Raw genomic sequence first — 15,331 nt, 5'->3', positions numbered from 1 at the left:
CGGGGGTTGGTCGATGACACCGCGCAGCAGGAAGCCGCGCGTCGTACGGATGTCGGTGGAGCTGCCGCTGTGGCGCGCGCTGACCGGATACCGGATCCTGACGCTCTGCTACGCCCTGGCGATCTTCGCCATCAATTACGACGAGTACGCACATCCGCTCGGTGGCGCCCTCTACATGGGCGTACTCACCGTGTGGATGGCGCTCACCTGGAACCGGAGCTCGGCGCCGGAGCGCTGCACGAAGCGGTTCCTCATGGCCGACCTGGCCCTCGCGCTCGCCGGAATCCTCGTCACCGCCGTCGTCGACACCCCGGCGCGGATCGACGGCGGCGCGGCCACCCTGCCGTCCATCTGGACCGGCGGCGCGGTACTGGGCCTGGCCATCAAGGGCGGCTGGCGCTGGGCCGCGGCCGGCTCCACGCTGGTGGCCCTCGCCAACCTCGCCGAGCGCGGCAGCCCCGCCCGGGACACCGTCCACAACGTGCTCCTGGTGTGGGTCTCCAGCATCGCCATCGGCTACATCGTCGAGGTCGCCCGCGCCAGTGAGCGCACCCTCGCCCGCGCCCTGCGGATCGAGGCCGCCACCCGCGAGCGCGAGCGGCTCGCCCGCGACATCCACGACAGCGTCCTCCAGGTGCTGGCCATGGTGCAGCGGCGCGGGGCCGCGCTGGGCGGCGAGGCCGCCGAGCTCGGCCGGATGGCCGGCGAGCAGGAGATCGCGCTGCGCACCCTGGTCGCCGGGGGCCTGCTGCCCCCGCAGCGATCGGCCGAGCGGGCCGAGGAGGCCGGACAGGCCGGGGACGCCGAGCCGGGCGGCTCCGCGCCGGACGCCCCTCGCATACCCGCCGGCCCCATCGACGTGGGGGCCCTGCTCGCGCCGTACGCGGGCGCCGACGTCTCCTTCGCCGGGCCGGGCACCCCCGTCCTGCTGGAGGCGGCGGCCGCCGCCGAGCTCGCCGCGGCCGTCGGCGCCGCCCTGGACAATGTGCGCAAGCACGCGGGCGAGGGGGCGCGGGCCTGGATCCTGCTGGAGGACGAGCCCGGCGCGGTGATCGTCAGCGTCCGTGACGACGGCCCCGGCATCCCCGAGGGCCGCCTCGCGGACGCCGAACGGGAGGGCCGCATGGGCGTCGCCCTGTCGATCCGCGGGCGCCTGCGGGAGCTGGGCGGCAGCGCCGAGCTGGTGTCCGTCCCGGGCCAGGGCACCGAAGTCGAATTGAAGGTTCCACGGGGGAACGGGAAAGAACAGCGATGAGCGAAACGCAAGCCGGAGCACCCACCGAGCGCGCCGTGAGGGTCATGGTCGTCGACGACCACCCCATGTGGCGCGACGCCGTCGCCCGCGACCTGGCCGCCGCCGGCCACGACGTCGTGGCGACCGCCGGCGACGGCCCCGAGGCCGTCCGCCGCGCGAAGGCCGCCCGCCCCGACGTGCTGGTCCTCGACCTCAACCTGCCCGGCCTGCCCGGCGTGGCCGTCTGCAAGGAACTGGCCGGGGAGAACCCCGCCCTGCGCGTCCTCGTCCTCTCCGCCAGCGGCGAGCACGCCGACGTCCTGGAGGCCGTGAAGTCCGGCGCCACCGGCTACCTGCTGAAGTCGGCCAGCACGCAGGAGCTCGTCGACGCCGTGCGCCGCACCGCCGCCGGCGAACCCGTCTTCACCCCCGGCCTCGCCGGCCTCGTCCTCGGCGAGTACCGGCGGCTGGCCGCCGACCCCGCCCCGGCCGCGCCCGACGAGCCCAAGGCGCCCCGGCTCACCGACCGCGAGACCGAGGTGCTGCGGCTCGTCGCCAAGGGCCTGTCCTACAAGCAGATTGCCGAGCGGCTGGTTATTTCCCACCGCACGGTGCAGAACCATGTGCAGAACACCTTGGGCAAGCTCCAGTTGCACAACCGCGTGGAGCTCGTGCGCTACGCGATAGAGCGAGGTCTCGACGACGCCTGACCACCTCCCGGCCGGGCGTCCTCCGGCTGAAGGAGAGTGTCATGCGGATCGGAGTGCTGACCGGCGGCGGTGACTGCCCCGGGCTCAACGCGGTCATCCGCGCCGTCGTCCGCAAGGGCGTCCAGGAACATTCCTACGACTTCATCGGCTACCGGGACGGCTGGCGCGGCCTCCTCCACGGCGCCACCTCCCGGCTCGACATCCCTGCCGTGCGCGGCATCCTCCCGCGCGGCGGCACCGTGCTCGGCTCCTCGCGCACCAACCCCTTCAAGGAGCCGGGCGGCGTCCGGCGGATCCGCGAGAACCTCGCCGAGGACGAGGTCGACGCCCTCATCGCCATCGGCGGCGAGGACACCCTCGGCGTCGCCGCCCTGCTCTGGGCCGAGCACGGCATCCCGTGCGTCGGCGTCCCCAAGACCATCGACAACGACCTCTCCGCCACCGACTACACCTTCGGCTTCGACACGGCCGTCGGCATCGCCACCGAGGCCATCGACCGGCTGCACACCACCGCCGAGTCCCACATGCGCGTCCTCGTCGTCGAGGTCATGGGCCGGCACGCCGGCTGGATCGCCCTGCACTCCGGCCTCGCCGGCGGCGCCAACGTCATCCTCATCCCCGAGCAGCGCTTCGACCTCGACGAGGTCTGCGGCTGGGTCACCTCCCGCTTCCGCGCCAGCTACGCCCCGATCGTCGTCGTCGCGGAGGGCGCCGTGCCCAAGGACGGCGACCTCGTCCTCAAGGACGGCACGTCCCACGACGCCTTCGGGCACGTACGGCTGTCCGGCGTGGGGGAGTGGCTCGCCAAGGAGATCGAACGGCGCACGGGCAAGGAGGCCCGCACGACGGTCCTCGGCCACGTCCAGCGCGGCGGCACGCCCAGCGCGTTCGACCGCTGGCTCGCGACGCGGTTCGGGCTGCACGCGATCGACGCGGTGCGGGGGAGGGAGTTCGGGCGGATGGTGGCCCTGCGCGGCACGGACATCGTCCGTGTGCCTTTGGCCGAGGCGACGGCTCGCTTGAAGACGGTGCCGGTCGAACGGTACGAAGAGGTGAAGGTCTTCTTCGGCTGAGCACGTGGCAGGCTGCTGCCCCTGCGACCGCGGGATCCCGCCGTGGCCCGGGTCGGCGCCGCGCCGCTCCGGGCCGTTTGCGGGGCTGCTTCGCTTTACGCCCCGCAAACGGCCCTACGCGTCCCAGCGCCTTGCGTCACACGAGAACGCTCGCCAGCAGCTCCGCCACGATCGTGGCGCCGTCCAGGGTCAGGATCGACTCCGGGTGGAATTGCAGGCCCGCGAATCCCGGGCCGCGGATCGCGTGGACGTCCCCGCTGCCGGGGTCCCGGCTCAGTTCGATGCGGTGCATCGCCAGCTCCGCCTCCGCGGTGGCGGAACACCGCGCGGTGAACGTGTTGTAGAACCCCACCGTCTCCGGCCGCCCGAAGAAGTCGATCCGCTCCTGCGCGCCCTGGAACGGCACGTCCTTGCGGACGATCTCCAGGCCCAGTTCCGCCGCGATCAGCTCGTGCCCCAGGCACACGCCCAGCAGGCCGTACCGGTGGCCGCGCAGGAGCTCCGCCGCCAGGCCGCGGAGCAGCGTCATCTTGGGGTCGGCGGCGTCCGCGGGGTTGCCGGGGCCGGGGCCCAGGACGACGGGCCCCTCGTGGGTCAGGGCGGCCTCGCGCAGGCCGGGCTCGTCGTAGCGGCGGACGGTCACCCTCAGGCCGGACGTGCGCAGCAGGTGGGCCAGCATGGCCGTGAACGTGTCCTCGCCGTCGATCACCAGGGCGTGCCCGGTCAGCCGGGCGGTGGACGGGGTGTCCCCGGCGGACTGCATGCGCAGCCAGAAGGGGGCGAGGTCCGCGCGGCGGGCGTCGAGCGCGGCGCGCACCTGCGGGTCGTCGGCGAGCCGGGCGGGCGCCGCCGCCGGCCGGCCGACCCGCGGGGCGCGGACGCCGAGGGCCGCGAGGACGCCCGCCGCCTTGGCGTGGGTCTCGGCGACCTCGGCGTACGGGTCGGAGCGGCGCACGAGCGTGGCGCCGACGCCGACACGGAGCCTGCCGCGGCGGTCGATGTCGGCGGTGCGGATGAGGATGGGCGAGTCCAGGGTGCGGGCCCCGCCCGCGTCGCGGCCGATGAGCGCGAGGGCGCCCGAGTAATAGCCGCGCCCGCCGGGCTCGTGGCGTTCGATGACGCGACAGGCGTTCTGCACGGGGGAGCCGGTGACGGTGGCGGCGAAGAGGGTCTCGCGCAGGACGTCGCGCACGTCGAGCGAGGAGCGCCCGCGCAGCTCGTACTCGGTGTGGGCGAGGTGGGCCATCTCCTTGAGCCGCGGCCCGACGACGACGCCGCCCATGTCGCCGACGGTGCACATCATCTTCAGCTCCTCGTCCACGACCATGGACAGCTCCTCGACCTCCTTGCGGTCGTGGAGGAAGGCCAGGAGGCCGTCCTTGGCGGGACCGGAGGCGGGGTAGCGGTAGGTGCCGCTGATGGGGTTCATGACGACGGTCCCGCCGGACATGCGCACGTGCACCTCCGGGCTGGCGCCGACGAGGGTGCGGTCGCCGGTGTGCACGACGTACGTCCAGTACGCGCCGCGCTCGCCGGTCAGCAGCCGCCGGAAGAGGGCCAGGGCGTCGGCGGGCGTGAAGCCGTGGATCTCGCCCTCGAAGGTCCGCCGGATGACGAAGTTGGCGCCTTCGCCGCTGCCGATCTCGTCGTCGATGACGCGCCGGACGATGTCCGCGTAGGCGTCGTCGCTCACGTCGAACGCGCCGCCCTCGACCCGTACGGCGTGGGCGGGCAGCGCGGCGACCACCTCGTCGAGGGGCAGCTCGTGGGTCTCCCGGGGGCGCAGGACGGCCAGCGGCGTGCCGTCGTCGCGGACGTCGAAGCCGCGCTCGCGGATCTGCCGGAAGGGCACGAGGGCGAGGGCGTCGTGGACGGGGCGGTCCCCGCCGGGCCGGCCGGTGGGCAGCGGGATGTCGGTGAGGCGCTCGACCTCCTCGACGGGGCCGAGGAGCAGCTCGACGGTGCCGGCGGGGGCACCCGCCGCGTCCCCGCCGGCACCGGGCGGCGGGCCGGGCGTGCGGCGGTGGAGGAGGGCGAAGGGCGGGCAGCCGGGGCCGGTCAGCCGGGCGAGCAGGGCGGTGGTGCCGGCGGCCGGTGCGGTGGCGCGGGTCATGGGGGTTCCTTCCGGTGAGGGAGGAACGGCCCGGGAAACGCGGAAGGCCGCCCCTCGGGCGGCCTTCGCGATGCGTTTCGTGTACGCGCGATCAGTGGGCCGCCGGTCGGACGGTCCACCACCAGGTGCGGTTCTGCTGCGCGAACATGCTCGGCACCCTACCCGAACCACCCTGCCTACCGGCGGGTAGTGGACGACGCCGGCCCGGCGGAACGGAAGGTTCCGGGGTATTCGGCGGGCGCGCGGCGCCCCGGCCGTGCCGTACCCCCGTCTCGCCGCGTGTCTCAAAGTGCGGTCCGGCGGCCGGACAGCAGCCGCGACCCCGTAGGGTTGGGGCGTGACCGTGAACGCTGAAATCCACGCCGGTGGCAACACCTGGCGCTCCCTTCCCGCGGCGCAGCAGCCCGAATGGCCGGACCAAGAGGCTCTGCGCGATGTGATCGCCGAGCTCGAGTCCTATCCGCCGCTCGTCTTCGCGGGCGAGTGCGACCAGCTGCGCCAGCGCCTGGGAGCGGTCGCCCGTGGAGAGGCGTTCCTGCTCCAGGGCGGCGACTGCGCCGAGGCCTTCGACGCCGTCGGCGCCGACCAGATCCGCAACAAGCTCAAGACGCTGCTCCAGATGGGCGCCGTGCTGACCTACGCGGGCCAGGTGCCCGTCGTCAAGGTCGGCCGGATCGCCGGCCAGTACAGCAAGCCGCGCTCGAAGCCGACCGAGACCCGCGACGGCGTGACCCTGCCGACCTACCGCGGCGACTCCGTCAACGGCTTCGCCTTCACCCCCGAGGCCCGCACGCCGGACCCGCAGCGGCTGAAGCGGATGTACCACGCCTCCTCGGCCACGCTGAACCTGGTGCGTGCCTTCACCACCGGTGGCTACGCCGACCTGCGGCAGGTGCACGCCTGGAACCAGGACTTCGTGAAGTCCTCCCCGTCCGGGCAGCGCTACGAGGCCCTGGCCCGCGAGATCGACCGCGCGCTGAACTTCATGAACGCCTGCGGGACGGACCCGGAGGAGTTCAAGACGGTCGAGTTCTACTCCTCGCACGAGGCCCTGATCCTCGACTACGAGTCGGCCCTGACCCGTACCGACTCCCGCACCGGGAACCTGTACGACGTCTCCGGCCACATGGTCTGGATCGGTGAGCGCACCCGCCAGCTGGACGGCGCGCACATCGAGTTCGCCTCCCGGATCCGCAACCCCATCGGGGTGAAGCTCGGCCCGACCACGACGGCCGAGGACGCCCTCACCCTGATCGAGCGGCTCGACCCGGAGCGCGAGCCGGGTCGGCTCACGTTCATCACCCGCATGGGTGCGGGCAAGATCCGTGACCACCTCCCCGAGCTGGTGGAGAAGGTCACCGCCTCCGGCGCCCAGGTGGCGTGGATCTGCGACCCGATGCACGGCAACACCTTCGAGGCGGCCTCGGGCCACAAGACCCGCCGCTTCGACGACGTGCTGGACGAGGTCAAGGGCTTCTTCGAGGTCCACAAGAGCCTCGGCACCCACCCGGGCGGCATCCACGTCGAGCTCACCGGTGACGACGTCACCGAGTGCGTGGGCGGCGGCGACGAGATCTTCGTCGACGACCTGCACCAGCGCTACGAGACGGCGTGCGACCCCCGCCTCAACCGCAGCCAGTCGCTGGACCTGGCCTTCCTCGTCGCGGAGATGTACCGCGACCAGTAGGAGCCGGTGACGTAGGCGGGCGGTGGGGCGCGGATCGAGTGATCCGCGCCCCACCGCGTTGTTTTTCGGCCACCGCGCCGGGTAAGGTTAGGGTTACCTTATTGATCAACCCGGCTGGGCGGTGAACCGCGTGTACGTCTGCTCGTGCTTCGGCATCACGGAGCAGCAGGTGCGTGACCACGCGGGCAAGGGCGCGTGCACGCCCCGGCAGATAGCCTCCGCCTGCAAGGCGGGCACCGACTGCGGAAGCTGCGTGCGCCGCATCCAGGCGCTGCTCGGCCGTGGCGCTTGTCCGCGCCGCGAGCTGGCCGACCAGGGGGAGTCCGGCGTGCTCAGTGCCGAGATACCCGGGATGCCCGTAGTGCAGCCCCAGGCGGCCTAGGGCCGGCTCAGTCCGACCCGCCGTTCTCCTGCTCGATGAACTGCGCGATGTAGAGCGCCTCGCCGAGCTTGTCGAGCAGCTCCAGCTGGGTGTCCAGATAGTCGATGTGATCCTCTTCGTCCGCGAGGATCGACTCGAAGATGTTGGCCGAGGTGATGTCGCCCTTGGCCCGCATGACCTCCACCCCGCGCCGCAGGCGGTCGATGGCCTCGACCTCGACCTGCCGGTCGGCCTGGAACATCTCCGTGATGGTCTGGCCGACCCGGACGTGGAAGAGCCGCTGGTAGTTGGGCAGCCCCTCCAGGAAGATGATCCGGTCGGTGAGGGTCTCCGCGTGCCGCATCTCGTCGAACGACTCGGCGCGCGTATGCGACGCGATCTTGGTCCAGCCGTGGTGCTCCTGCAGCTTCGCGTGCAGGAAGTACTGATTGATGGCGGTCAGCTCGGCAGTCAGCTGTTCATTGAGGAACTCGATGACCTCGGGGTCGCCCTGCATCGCAAAGGCTCCTTCCAAGCAGGGGTGACTGGCAGGTTGCGCGCATCCTCGCACCGCCCTTCGAAACCGTCCAGTAAGTGCACACTTAGTGGGAGTTGTCCGAATACGAGAACCCCTGGTCACCGGTGGCGTGAAAGGTCTGACACCATGGGGGCATGGGGCCCTCTAAAAACACCGAAAGCCGCAAAGGGGAGCTCCCCCAGCTGCCGCCCGGGCAGCGTCTTCAGCGCGGCTGGCCGGTGACGCACTACGGCCCGGTGCCGAGGTTCAGGCCGGACCGCTGGGAGTTCAGGGTCTTCGGCTCGACCGCCGACGGGGACAAGCACTGCTGGACCCACGACGCGTTCACCGCCCTGCCGTACACGACGGTCGTGGCCGACCTGCACTGCGTCACGAAGTACAGCGTCCTCGGCGCCGAATGGGGCGGCGTCTCGGCCCGTACGGTGCTCGAACTCGCGCCGCCCGCGCCCGGGGTCACCCATGTGATGGTGTGGGCCGAGTACGGCTTCAGCTCGAACCTGCGGCTGGCCGACTTCGCCGCCGAGCAGACGATTTTCGCCACGCACAAGGACGGTGAGCAGCTCACCGCCGAGCACGGCTTCCCGGTCCGCCTCGTCGTGCCGCACCTGTACGCGTGGAAGGGGCCCAAATGGGTGCGCGGCGTGGAGTACATGACCGCCGACCGGCGCGGCTTCTGGGAGGAGCGGGGCTACCACAACATCGGTGACCCCTGGCGCGAGCAGCGCTACTCCTACCAGGAACAGCCGGGCGAGGGCCCCGAGCTGTAGCCGGCTAGCAGGCGCCCGCGCGCAGTTCCTTCAGCCGGGCCACGTCCGCGGCGTGGCCCGCGGGGCCGCCCGGCGTCTCGATCGTCAGCGGCACGCCGGCCGTCGCCGGGTGGCGGAAGAGCTCCCCGAACGGGCCGGCGCCGATGTGGCCGGCCCCGATGTTCTCGTGCCGGTCCAGGTGCGCGCCCACGGCGGCCTTCGAGTCGTTGGCGTGGATCAGCTTCAGCCGCCCCTCGCCGGTCACGGAGACCAGCTCGTCGAGGGTGCGCTTCATGCCGCCCGGCTCGGCGAGGTCGTGGCCCGCCGCGAAGACGTGGCAGGTGTCCAGGCACACCCCGAGCTTCGGGTGGTGCTCCAGGGCCTCGAAGTACGGGCCGAGGTCTTCCACGAGCGAGCACAGCGAGGAGCCCTGGCCGGCCGTGGGCTCCAGCAGCAGCCAGGGGTCGTCGTCGTGCGTCAGCTCGTCCAGCAGCGGCAGCAGCCGCTCGTGAACCTGCTCCAGGGCCGCGCGGCGCGCCCGCCCGCCCGTCGCGGACCCGGTGTGCACGACCACGCCCTGCGCTCCGATGGCCCGCCCGCGGCGCAGCGAGTGCCGCATCGACTCCGCGGACAGCTCGACCGTCGCCTCGGTGTGCGAGCCGAAGTTGATCAGATACGGGGCGTGCACCCACACCGGCAGGGACTCCTGCGCGCACGCGGCGCGGAACTCCTCGTCCTGGCGCGGGTTGCCCGCCGGGGTCGCCCAGCCGCGCGGGTTGGCGACGAAGACCTGAAGGGTCTCCGCGCCGATCTCCCGGGCGTAGGAGAGGCCCGTTTTGGCCAGCCCGCCGGCCACCGGGACGTGACCGCCCACGGGGTTGCGCAGCCGCCCCGCCACCGGCTCCTCCAGCACTGCCGCTGCTGCCACTGCCGTCACGGTTACAGACCGCCCTTGAGCTTGATGGTGATCGTGTCGCCCTTGGCGGCCTGCTCGCCGCCCTTGACCGACTGGCTGTCCACGGAGTCCTGCGGGAAGAAGAACGGCTTGTCGACCTTCACCTTGAAGCCGGCGTCGGTCAGCAGCCGCTTGGCGTCGGCCTCGCTCTTCCCGGTGACGTCCGGGACCGGCAGCATCTCCTTGCCCTTGGAGACGGTGAGGGTCACGGTGTCGCCCTTGGCGGCCTTGTCGCCCATGCCGGGGGACTGCTCGGCCACGGAGCCCTTGGCGCGGTCGGAGAACACCTGGGCGTCCGACACCTTGGCGTCGAAGCCCTTGTCGCGCAGGGCGGCCGTCGCGGCGTCGACGGGCATGCCCCGTACGTCCGGCACGTCCAGGGGTGCGCCCTTGCTGACGGTCAGCGCGACCGGCGCCTCCGGCCGGCGCTGCTCGCCCGGCTTCGGATCGGTGGCCAGCACGGAGCCCTGCGGGGTCTCGGTGCTGAACTGCTTGCCGACCTCGCCCACCGTCAGCCCCGCGTCCTCGATCTTCTTCTTCGCCTCGTCGAAGGGCATGCCGGCGACGTTGGGCACCTCGGCCCGCGCGGGCCCGCGCGAGAGGGTGATCGTCACCTTGCCGGTGTTGCGGATGCGCTTGCCGGGCGCCGGGTCGGCGGCGATGACGTGGCCGCGCTCGACGGTGTCGCTGAAGTCCTCCTTCGCGCGCACCCCGAGCCCCGCGTCGTCCAGGGTCTTCTCCGCCTTCTCCCGGGTCATGTCCAGGACGGCGGGGACGGTCGTGAACTGGCCCGCGTTGATGTACCAGACGCCGGTGCCGATCAGCACGGCCAGCAGGGCCGCCACCACGGCGATGATCCCGCGCCGCGGCAGCTGCCGGAAGCGGGCGCCGGGGCCCGCGGGGGGAGCCGGCGGGGCCGGGGGCGCGGGCGGCTGCGGAAGGCGCGTCGTCCGGTTGATCTGCTGCTCGCCGCCCTCGGCGGGCAGCGGCCGGGCCGCGGGCCGGGGCAGCACGCTGGTGCGGTCCTCGGAGCCCGCCGCGCGGCGGCCGGTGGCGGCGTCGGTGAGCGCCTGCGGCGGCAGCGCGTCGAGCTGCTCGTCGCTCAGCCCCTCGCGCACCGCGCGGGCCACGCCGAGCAGCGCGACCGCGTCGGCCGGGCGCAGCTGCGGGTCGCGGGACGCCGCCTCGGCGACGAGCCCGTCCAGCCCGGAGGGCAGCCCCGGCACGGCCGCCGACGGCGCCGGGACGTCCGTGTGCAGGTGCTGGTAGAGGATCTGGGCCGGGGTGCCGCCGGTGTGCGGCTTGGCGCCCGTCAGCATCTCGTAGAGGACGACGCCGCAGGCGTAGACGTCCACGCGCGGATCGGCGGTGCCGTGCTCCAGCTGCTCGGGGGCCAGGTAGGACACCGTGCCCAGGACGGATCCGGTCGAGGCGGTGGTGTCGGTGTCCACGGCCCGTACGAGCCCGAAGTCGGCGACCTTCACGCGGCCGTCGTCCCCGATGAGGACGTTCTCGGGCTTCATGTCGCGGTGCACGAGCCCCGCGAGGTGGGCCGCGCCGAGCGCGGCCAGCACCGGCTCCAGGATGTCGAGGGCGGCGCGGGGCTGGAGGGCCCCGCGCTCGCGCAGCACGTCGCGCAGCGTGCACCCGGGCACGTACTCCATCGCCAGATAGACGTACGGGCCGTCGGTGCCCTGGTCGTAGACACCCACCACATTGGGGTGGTCGAGGCGCGCGACGGACTTGGCCTCGCGGATGAAACGCTCCACGAAGGCCGTGTCCGAGGCGAGGGCGGGGTGCATCACCTTGACCGCGAGCACCCGGTCGAGCCGGGTGTCGAGGGCGCGGTAGACCGTGGCCATGCCGCCCACGGCGATGCGGGCCTCGACCCGGTAGCGGCCGTCGAGCGTGTGCCCGACGAGCGGGTCCCCTAGCGTCGTATCCACGCGACGAGTCTAAAAGGGTGAGGATGAAGCCCTGACCTACGAGCGTCCTCAGCAGAAATTAAGCCCGTCCGGCGATTGAGGACAAAAGGGGTCCGGGGCGGAGCCCTGCTACTGAGCGAATTCGGGCCGCTCCGGATCGAGACGTGCCAAGCCCTCCGCAGGAGAAGACGCCTCGGCGAAGTGCCGCCGCGGTATCCGCCCCGCCCGGTACGCCAGCCGCCCCGCCTCCACCGCGTGCCGCATCGCCTCCGCCATCAGCACGGGCTCCTGGGCGCGGGTGACCGCCGAGGCGAGCATGACCGCCGCGCAGCCCAGCTCCATGGCGAGCGCCGCGTCGGAGGCCGTGCCGGCGCCCGCGTCGAGGATCACGGGCACCCCGGCCCGCTCGGTGATCAGCTGGAAGTTGTGCGGGTTGCGGATGCCGAGGCCGGAGCCGATGGGCGAGCCCAGCGGCATGATCGCCGCGCAGCCGACGTCCTCCAGCTTGCGGGCGAGGACCGGGTCGTCGCTGGTGTACGGCAGCACGGTGAAGCCGTCGTCGACGAGGATCTCCGCGGCGTCGAGCAGCTCGACCGGGTCGGGCAGCAGCGTGCGCTCGTCGGCGATCACCTCCAGCTTGACCCAGTCCGTGCCGAGCGCCTCGCGGGCCAGCCGGGCCGTCAGGACGGCCTCGCCGGCCGTGTAGCAGCCGGCCGTGTTCGGCAGCACCCGGATGGAATGCCGCTCCAGGACGGACAGCACGGAGCCGCGGACGCTCGCGTCGAGGCGGCGCATCGCCACGGTGGTCAGCTCGGTGCCGGAGGCGAGCAGCGCGCGCTCCATGACGTCGAGGCTGGGCGCGCCGCCGGTGCCCATGATCAGCCGGGAGCTGAAGGTGGTGTCGGCGATGGTGAGCAGGTCGTCGGCCATCGGGCTGTTCACCCTCCCTGCACTGCGGTGAGGACCTCGACGCGGTCGCCGGCGCCGAGCCGGGTGGCGGGCCACTGGCCGCGGGGCACGACGGCCTCGTTGACGGCGGCGGCCACCCCGCCGGGCGCGGCGGTCATGCTCGTCACCAGGCTGTCGAGGGTCAGGCCGTGGGGCACCTCGCGGTGCTCGCCGTTGACGCTGATGCCCATGTGGGCCGCAGGCGTGTCGGTGGGGTCGGTGGGGTTCATGCGGGCAGCTCCTGGAGCGCGTTCGAGAAGCGTCGGGGGGAGAAGGGGCGGGCCTCCTCGGGGAGGCGCCCCGTGGTGAGCATCTCGGCCATCACGTCGCCGGTCAGCGGGGCGAGCAGGACGCCGTTGCGGTGGTGGCCGGTGGCGGTGTGCAGACCGGGCAGGGCGGTCGGGCCGAGCAGGGGGGCGTTGTCGGGGGAGCCGGGGCGCAGGCCCGCGGAGGTCTCCACCAGGGGCAGTTCGGTGATGCCCGGCACCAGCTCGTGGGCGTCGCGCAGCAGTTCGTAGACGCCGCCGGCGGTGACCGTGGTGTCCCAGCCGAGCTCCTCGGTGGTCGCGCCCAGGACCAGCTCGCCGTTCTCGCGCGGCACCAGGTACACCGGGCCGCCGCGGACGACCGCCCGCACGGTGCGCGAGAGGAAGGGCCCGTACGCGTCCGGGACGCGCAGCCGCAGCACCTGGCCCTTGACGGGCCGCACGGGCGGCAGGACGTCGGCGGGGACGCCCGCGAGGGTGCCGCTGCGGCTGCCCGCGGCGAGCACCACCTGCCCGGCGGCGACGCGGCGCCCGTCGGCGAGCTCCGCGCCCGCGGCCCGGTCCCCGGCGAGCAGCAGCCGGACGGCCTCGGCGCGGTGGAAGGCGACCCCGGCCCGCTCGCAGGCCGTGAGCAGCGCCCGCGCGAGCCTGCGGGGATCGGTCTGGTGGTCCCCGTCGACCCGCAGCCCCCCGCGCACGCCCGGCGCGAGCATCGGCTCCAGGCGGCGGCACTCGCGGCCCGTGAGCCACTGCGCGTCCAGGCCGCAGCGCTGCTGCAAGGCGTGCAGTTCGCGCAGATGCTCGCGGTCGTCGGCGTCGAGGGCGACGGCCAGCGTGCCGCACGCGCGGTAGCCGGTGGCGACGCCGCTCGCCTCCTCCAGCTCGGCCGTGAAGCCCGGATAGCGCTGCGCGGAGGCCAGGTTGAGGGCGAGGAGCGCCTCCTCGCCGTAGTGCAGCTCGGTCACCGCGGCCAGCATCCCCGCGGCGACCCGCGCGGCGCCGCCGCCCGGCGCGGGGTCGGCGACGGCGGTGCGCAGCCCGCGCTGTGCGGCGCGCCAGGCGGTGACGAGGCCGATCAGGCCGCCGCCCACGACGAGGACGTCGCAGGCGGGCACGGCCGGAGTGCGGTCCGCTGCGGTCGCGGATGCCGCGGGTGTCGTGGACGGCGGAGATGCCGTCGATGCGGTCGTAGACGCGTCCATGAGGCGTCCAGCCCCTCCCTTCGCCGGCATGACCCGGATCAGGTTCGTACGGTCGGAGGCCGGTCAGCCTCCCTCTCAGCCCGGTCGTCCGGGCTCCCGCGAGTGCTTGCACCGGCCACCCTAGTACGCGCCCCGAACCCGGGGCGAGGGCCTGCCCCGTGACCCGCCCGGACGGGGCCCTGGCCCCGGTCCCCCGCGACCGCCGCCCTACAGTGATCGGGTGAGCGAGCACCGGGAAGAACAACCTGCCGCCAGTGAGCGGAGCGTCGTCATCGTGGGTGCCGGGATGGCCGGCGTGCAGACCGCCGTCGCCCTGCGCGAGTACGGCTGGGCCGGCACCGTCACCGTGCTGGGCGCCGAGCCGCACCCGCCGTACGACAGGCCGCCGCTCTCCAAGGCCGTCCTGCTCGGCAAGGCCGAGGGCTCCGCGTTCGAGGTGGACTTCGCCTCGCTCGGGATAGACCTCCGGCTCGGGCGCGAGGCCACCGGCCTGCGCGCCGCCGAGCGCCTGGTGGACACCGCGGCCGGGCCCGTCCCGTACGACGTCCTGGTCATCGCCACCGGCGCCGAGCCGGTCCGGCTGCCGGGGGCCGACGGCCTGTCCAACGTCCACCTGCTGCGCACCCTGGACGACGCCGTGCGGCTGCGGCCGGTGCTGGCCGCCCAGCACGACGTCGTCGCCGTCGGCGCGGGCTGGATCGGCGCCGAGGTCGCGACGGCCGCCCGGGAGGCGGGCTGCGAGGTGACCGTGGTCGAGGCCGCGGACCGCGTGCTCGCCGGCGCCATGCCCGCCGAGGTCGCCGAGCGCATGGCGCCCTGGTACGCCGAGAGCGGCGCCCGCCTGATGCTCGGCGCGCGCGTGAGCACCGTGGAGCCCGGCGCGGTCGTGCTCGGCGACGGCACCCGGCTGCCGGCCGGCGCCGTGGTCGTCGGCATCGGCGCGCGGCCCGCGACCCGCTGGCTGGAGGGCTCCGGCATCGAGCTCGGCGAGGACCGCGCCGTCGTCGCCGACGAGCGGCTGCGCGCCTCGCTGCCCGGCGTCTACGCGGTGGGCGACTGCGCGTCGTTCCCGTCCGCGCGCTACGGCGAGCGGCTGCTGGTGCACCACTGGGACAACGCCATGCAGGGGCCGCGGACCGTCGCCGCGAACATCGTGCTCGGCGAGGCCGAGGGGCCGGTCTACGACCCGGTGCCGTACTTCTGGTCCGAGCAGTTCGGGCGGTTCGTGCAGTACGCGGGCCACCACGCCGGCGCCGGCGAACTGCTGTGGCGCGGCGACCCGTCGAGCGCCGCCTGGAGCGTGTGCTGGCTGCGCGACGGGGTCCTGGTCGCCCTGCTGGCCGTAGGCCGGCCCCGGGACCTGGCGCAGGGCCGCAAGCTCATCGAGAAGGGCGCCGCCCTCGACCGGGCGAAGGCCGCCGACGCGTCCGTACCGCTGAAGTCCGCGGTGCTCTGACGGCCTCGCCGCGGCTTCGCGGAGGCCCCGCCGCACCGCCGCGGCGGGGGCCGGGGGTGCCGTGACGCGCCCGGGTCGGGTCAACCCGGCTACCGGCTGTCAGTCCCAGATGGCAGG

At 73.6% G+C, this 15,331-nt stretch carries 14 protein-coding genes and 1 riboswitch; of the genes, 7 read left to right on the top strand and 7 right to left on the bottom strand.

Annotated features, from left to right (window positions below; genetic code table 11):
- Positions 1–13: 13 nt before the first annotated feature.
- From macS to D7231_RS08070, 3 genes are read left to right on the top strand one after another with little or no spacing between them, the layout of a single operon-like run.
- Positions 14–1,255 (top strand): MacS family sensor histidine kinase, encoded by a 1,242-nt coding sequence (gene macS / locus D7231_RS08080; protein WP_228774710.1) that lies wholly within the window; start codon positions 14–16, stop codon positions 1,253–1,255.
- On the top strand, positions 1,252–1,944 hold the full coding sequence (locus D7231_RS08075; protein ID WP_120754254.1) for a response regulator: 693 nt from the start codon (positions 1,252–1,254) through the stop codon (positions 1,942–1,944). The genes macS and D7231_RS08075 overlap by 4 nt, the downstream gene beginning before the upstream one ends.
- 41 nt (positions 1,945–1,985) lie before the next feature.
- On the top strand, positions 1,986–3,017 hold the full coding sequence (locus D7231_RS08070; protein WP_120754253.1) for a 6-phosphofructokinase: 1,032 nt from the start codon (positions 1,986–1,988) through the stop codon (positions 3,015–3,017).
- 136 nt (positions 3,018–3,153) lie between these two features.
- Here D7231_RS08070 and D7231_RS08065 read toward each other — a convergent pair whose 3' ends face one another.
- On the bottom strand, positions 3,154–5,130 hold the full coding sequence (locus tag D7231_RS08065) for an anthranilate synthase family protein (RefSeq protein WP_120754252.1): 1,977 nt from the start codon (positions 5,128–5,130) through the stop codon (positions 3,154–3,156).
- Between the two features lie 337 nt (positions 5,131–5,467).
- Between D7231_RS08065 and D7231_RS08060 the strand changes: the two genes are divergently transcribed.
- Both D7231_RS08060 and D7231_RS08055 read left to right on the top strand, forming a co-directional pair.
- Positions 5,468–6,817 carry a class II 3-deoxy-7-phosphoheptulonate synthase gene (locus D7231_RS08060; RefSeq protein ID WP_120754251.1) on the top strand — a complete coding sequence of 450 codons (1,350 nt, stop codon included), beginning with the start codon at positions 5,468–5,470 and terminating at the stop codon, positions 6,815–6,817.
- Positions 6,818–6,938: 121 nt separating this feature from the next.
- Positions 6,939–7,199 carry a (2Fe-2S)-binding protein gene (locus D7231_RS08055; protein WP_120754250.1) on the top strand — a complete coding sequence of 87 codons (261 nt, stop codon included), beginning with the start codon at positions 6,939–6,941 and terminating at the stop codon, positions 7,197–7,199.
- Positions 7,200–7,206: 7 nt separating this feature from the next.
- Here the strand turns inward: D7231_RS08055 and bfr are convergent, their stop codons facing one another.
- Complete coding sequence (gene bfr / locus D7231_RS08050; protein ID WP_120754249.1) at positions 7,207–7,695, bottom strand: bacterioferritin; 489 nt, start codon at positions 7,693–7,695, stop codon at positions 7,207–7,209.
- A gap of 155 nt (positions 7,696–7,850) precedes the next feature.
- Here bfr and D7231_RS08045 point away from each other — a divergent pair, with 155 nt between their 5' ends.
- A complete protein-coding gene (locus D7231_RS08045) occupies positions 7,851–8,483 on the top strand; it encodes a sulfite oxidase-like oxidoreductase (RefSeq protein ID WP_120754248.1) in 633 nt (210 codons plus the stop codon).
- Positions 8,484–8,487: 4 nt separating this feature from the next.
- On the opposite strand, the gene D7231_RS08040 is transcribed toward D7231_RS08045, so the two are convergent.
- From D7231_RS08040 to thiO, 5 genes are all read right to left on the bottom strand, one after another.
- Positions 8,488–9,390: a deoxyribonuclease IV gene (locus tag D7231_RS08040; RefSeq protein WP_241999616.1), complete on the bottom strand. Its 903-nt coding sequence runs from the start codon at positions 9,388–9,390 to the stop codon at positions 8,488–8,490.
- Between the two features lie 11 nt (positions 9,391–9,401).
- Entirely contained in the window at positions 9,402–11,363 is a 1,962-nt protein-coding gene (gene pknB / locus D7231_RS08035; protein WP_120754246.1) for a Stk1 family PASTA domain-containing Ser/Thr kinase, read from the bottom strand.
- Positions 11,364–11,471: 108 nt separating this feature from the next.
- Positions 11,472–12,272, bottom strand: a complete 801-nt coding sequence (locus D7231_RS08030; RefSeq protein ID WP_120754245.1) for a thiazole synthase — start codon at positions 12,270–12,272, stop codon at positions 11,472–11,474.
- A gap of 8 nt (positions 12,273–12,280) precedes the next feature.
- A complete protein-coding gene (gene thiS / locus D7231_RS08025; protein WP_120754600.1) occupies positions 12,281–12,481 on the bottom strand; it encodes a sulfur carrier protein ThiS in 201 nt (66 codons plus the stop codon).
- A gap of 35 nt (positions 12,482–12,516) precedes the next feature.
- Positions 12,517–13,758 (bottom strand): glycine oxidase ThiO, encoded by a 1,242-nt coding sequence (gene thiO, locus D7231_RS08020; RefSeq protein ID WP_120754244.1) that lies wholly within the window; start codon positions 13,756–13,758, stop codon positions 12,517–12,519.
- Positions 13,757–13,868: riboswitch (TPP riboswitch) on the bottom strand. It overlaps the preceding gene by 2 nt.
- Positions 13,869–14,044: 176 nt before the next feature.
- On the opposite strand from thiO, the gene D7231_RS08015 reads away from it, so the two are divergent.
- Positions 14,045–15,214: an NAD(P)/FAD-dependent oxidoreductase gene (locus D7231_RS08015; RefSeq protein ID WP_120754243.1), complete on the top strand. Its 1,170-nt coding sequence runs from the start codon at positions 14,045–14,047 to the stop codon at positions 15,212–15,214.
- Positions 15,215–15,331: the final 117 nt, after the last annotated feature.

Source organism: Streptomyces klenkii (assembly GCF_003626645.1).
Taxonomy (GTDB): domain Bacteria; phylum Actinomycetota; class Actinomycetes; order Streptomycetales; family Streptomycetaceae; genus Streptomyces; species Streptomyces klenkii.
This window is presented reverse-complemented; position numbering and strand designations above follow the sequence as displayed.

What these genes read in the sequence shown, in the direction of transcription:
- macS (WP_228774710.1), top strand. Translation starts at nt 14, where the DNA reads ATGACACCGCGCAGCAGGAAGCCGCGCGTCGTACGGATGTCGGTGGAG.
- D7231_RS08075 (WP_120754254.1), top strand. Translation starts at nt 1,252, where the DNA reads ATGAGCGAAACGCAAGCCGGAGCACCCACCGAGCGCGCCGTGAGGGTC.
- D7231_RS08070 (WP_120754253.1), top strand. Translation starts at nt 1,986, where the DNA reads ATGCGGATCGGAGTGCTGACCGGCGGCGGTGACTGCCCCGGGCTCAAC.
- D7231_RS08065 (WP_120754252.1), bottom strand. Translation starts at nt 5,130, where the DNA reads ATGACCCGCGCCACCGCACCGGCCGCCGGCACCACCGCCCTGCTCGCC.
- bfr (WP_120754249.1), bottom strand. Translation starts at nt 7,695, where the DNA reads ATGCAGGGCGACCCCGAGGTCATCGAGTTCCTCAATGAACAGCTGACT.
- D7231_RS08045 (WP_120754248.1), top strand. Translation starts at nt 7,851, where the DNA reads ATGGGGCCCTCTAAAAACACCGAAAGCCGCAAAGGGGAGCTCCCCCAG.
- D7231_RS08030 (WP_120754245.1), bottom strand. Translation starts at nt 12,272, where the DNA reads ATGGCCGACGACCTGCTCACCATCGCCGACACCACCTTCAGCTCCCGG.
- thiS (WP_120754600.1), bottom strand. Translation starts at nt 12,481, where the DNA reads ATGGGCATCAGCGTCAACGGCGAGCACCGCGAGGTGCCCCACGGCCTG.
- thiO (WP_120754244.1), bottom strand. Translation starts at nt 13,758, where the DNA reads ATGGACGCGTCTACGACCGCATCGACGGCATCTCCGCCGTCCACGACA.
- D7231_RS08015 (WP_120754243.1), top strand. Translation starts at nt 14,045, where the DNA reads ATGGCCGGCGTGCAGACCGCCGTCGCCCTGCGCGAGTACGGCTGGGCC.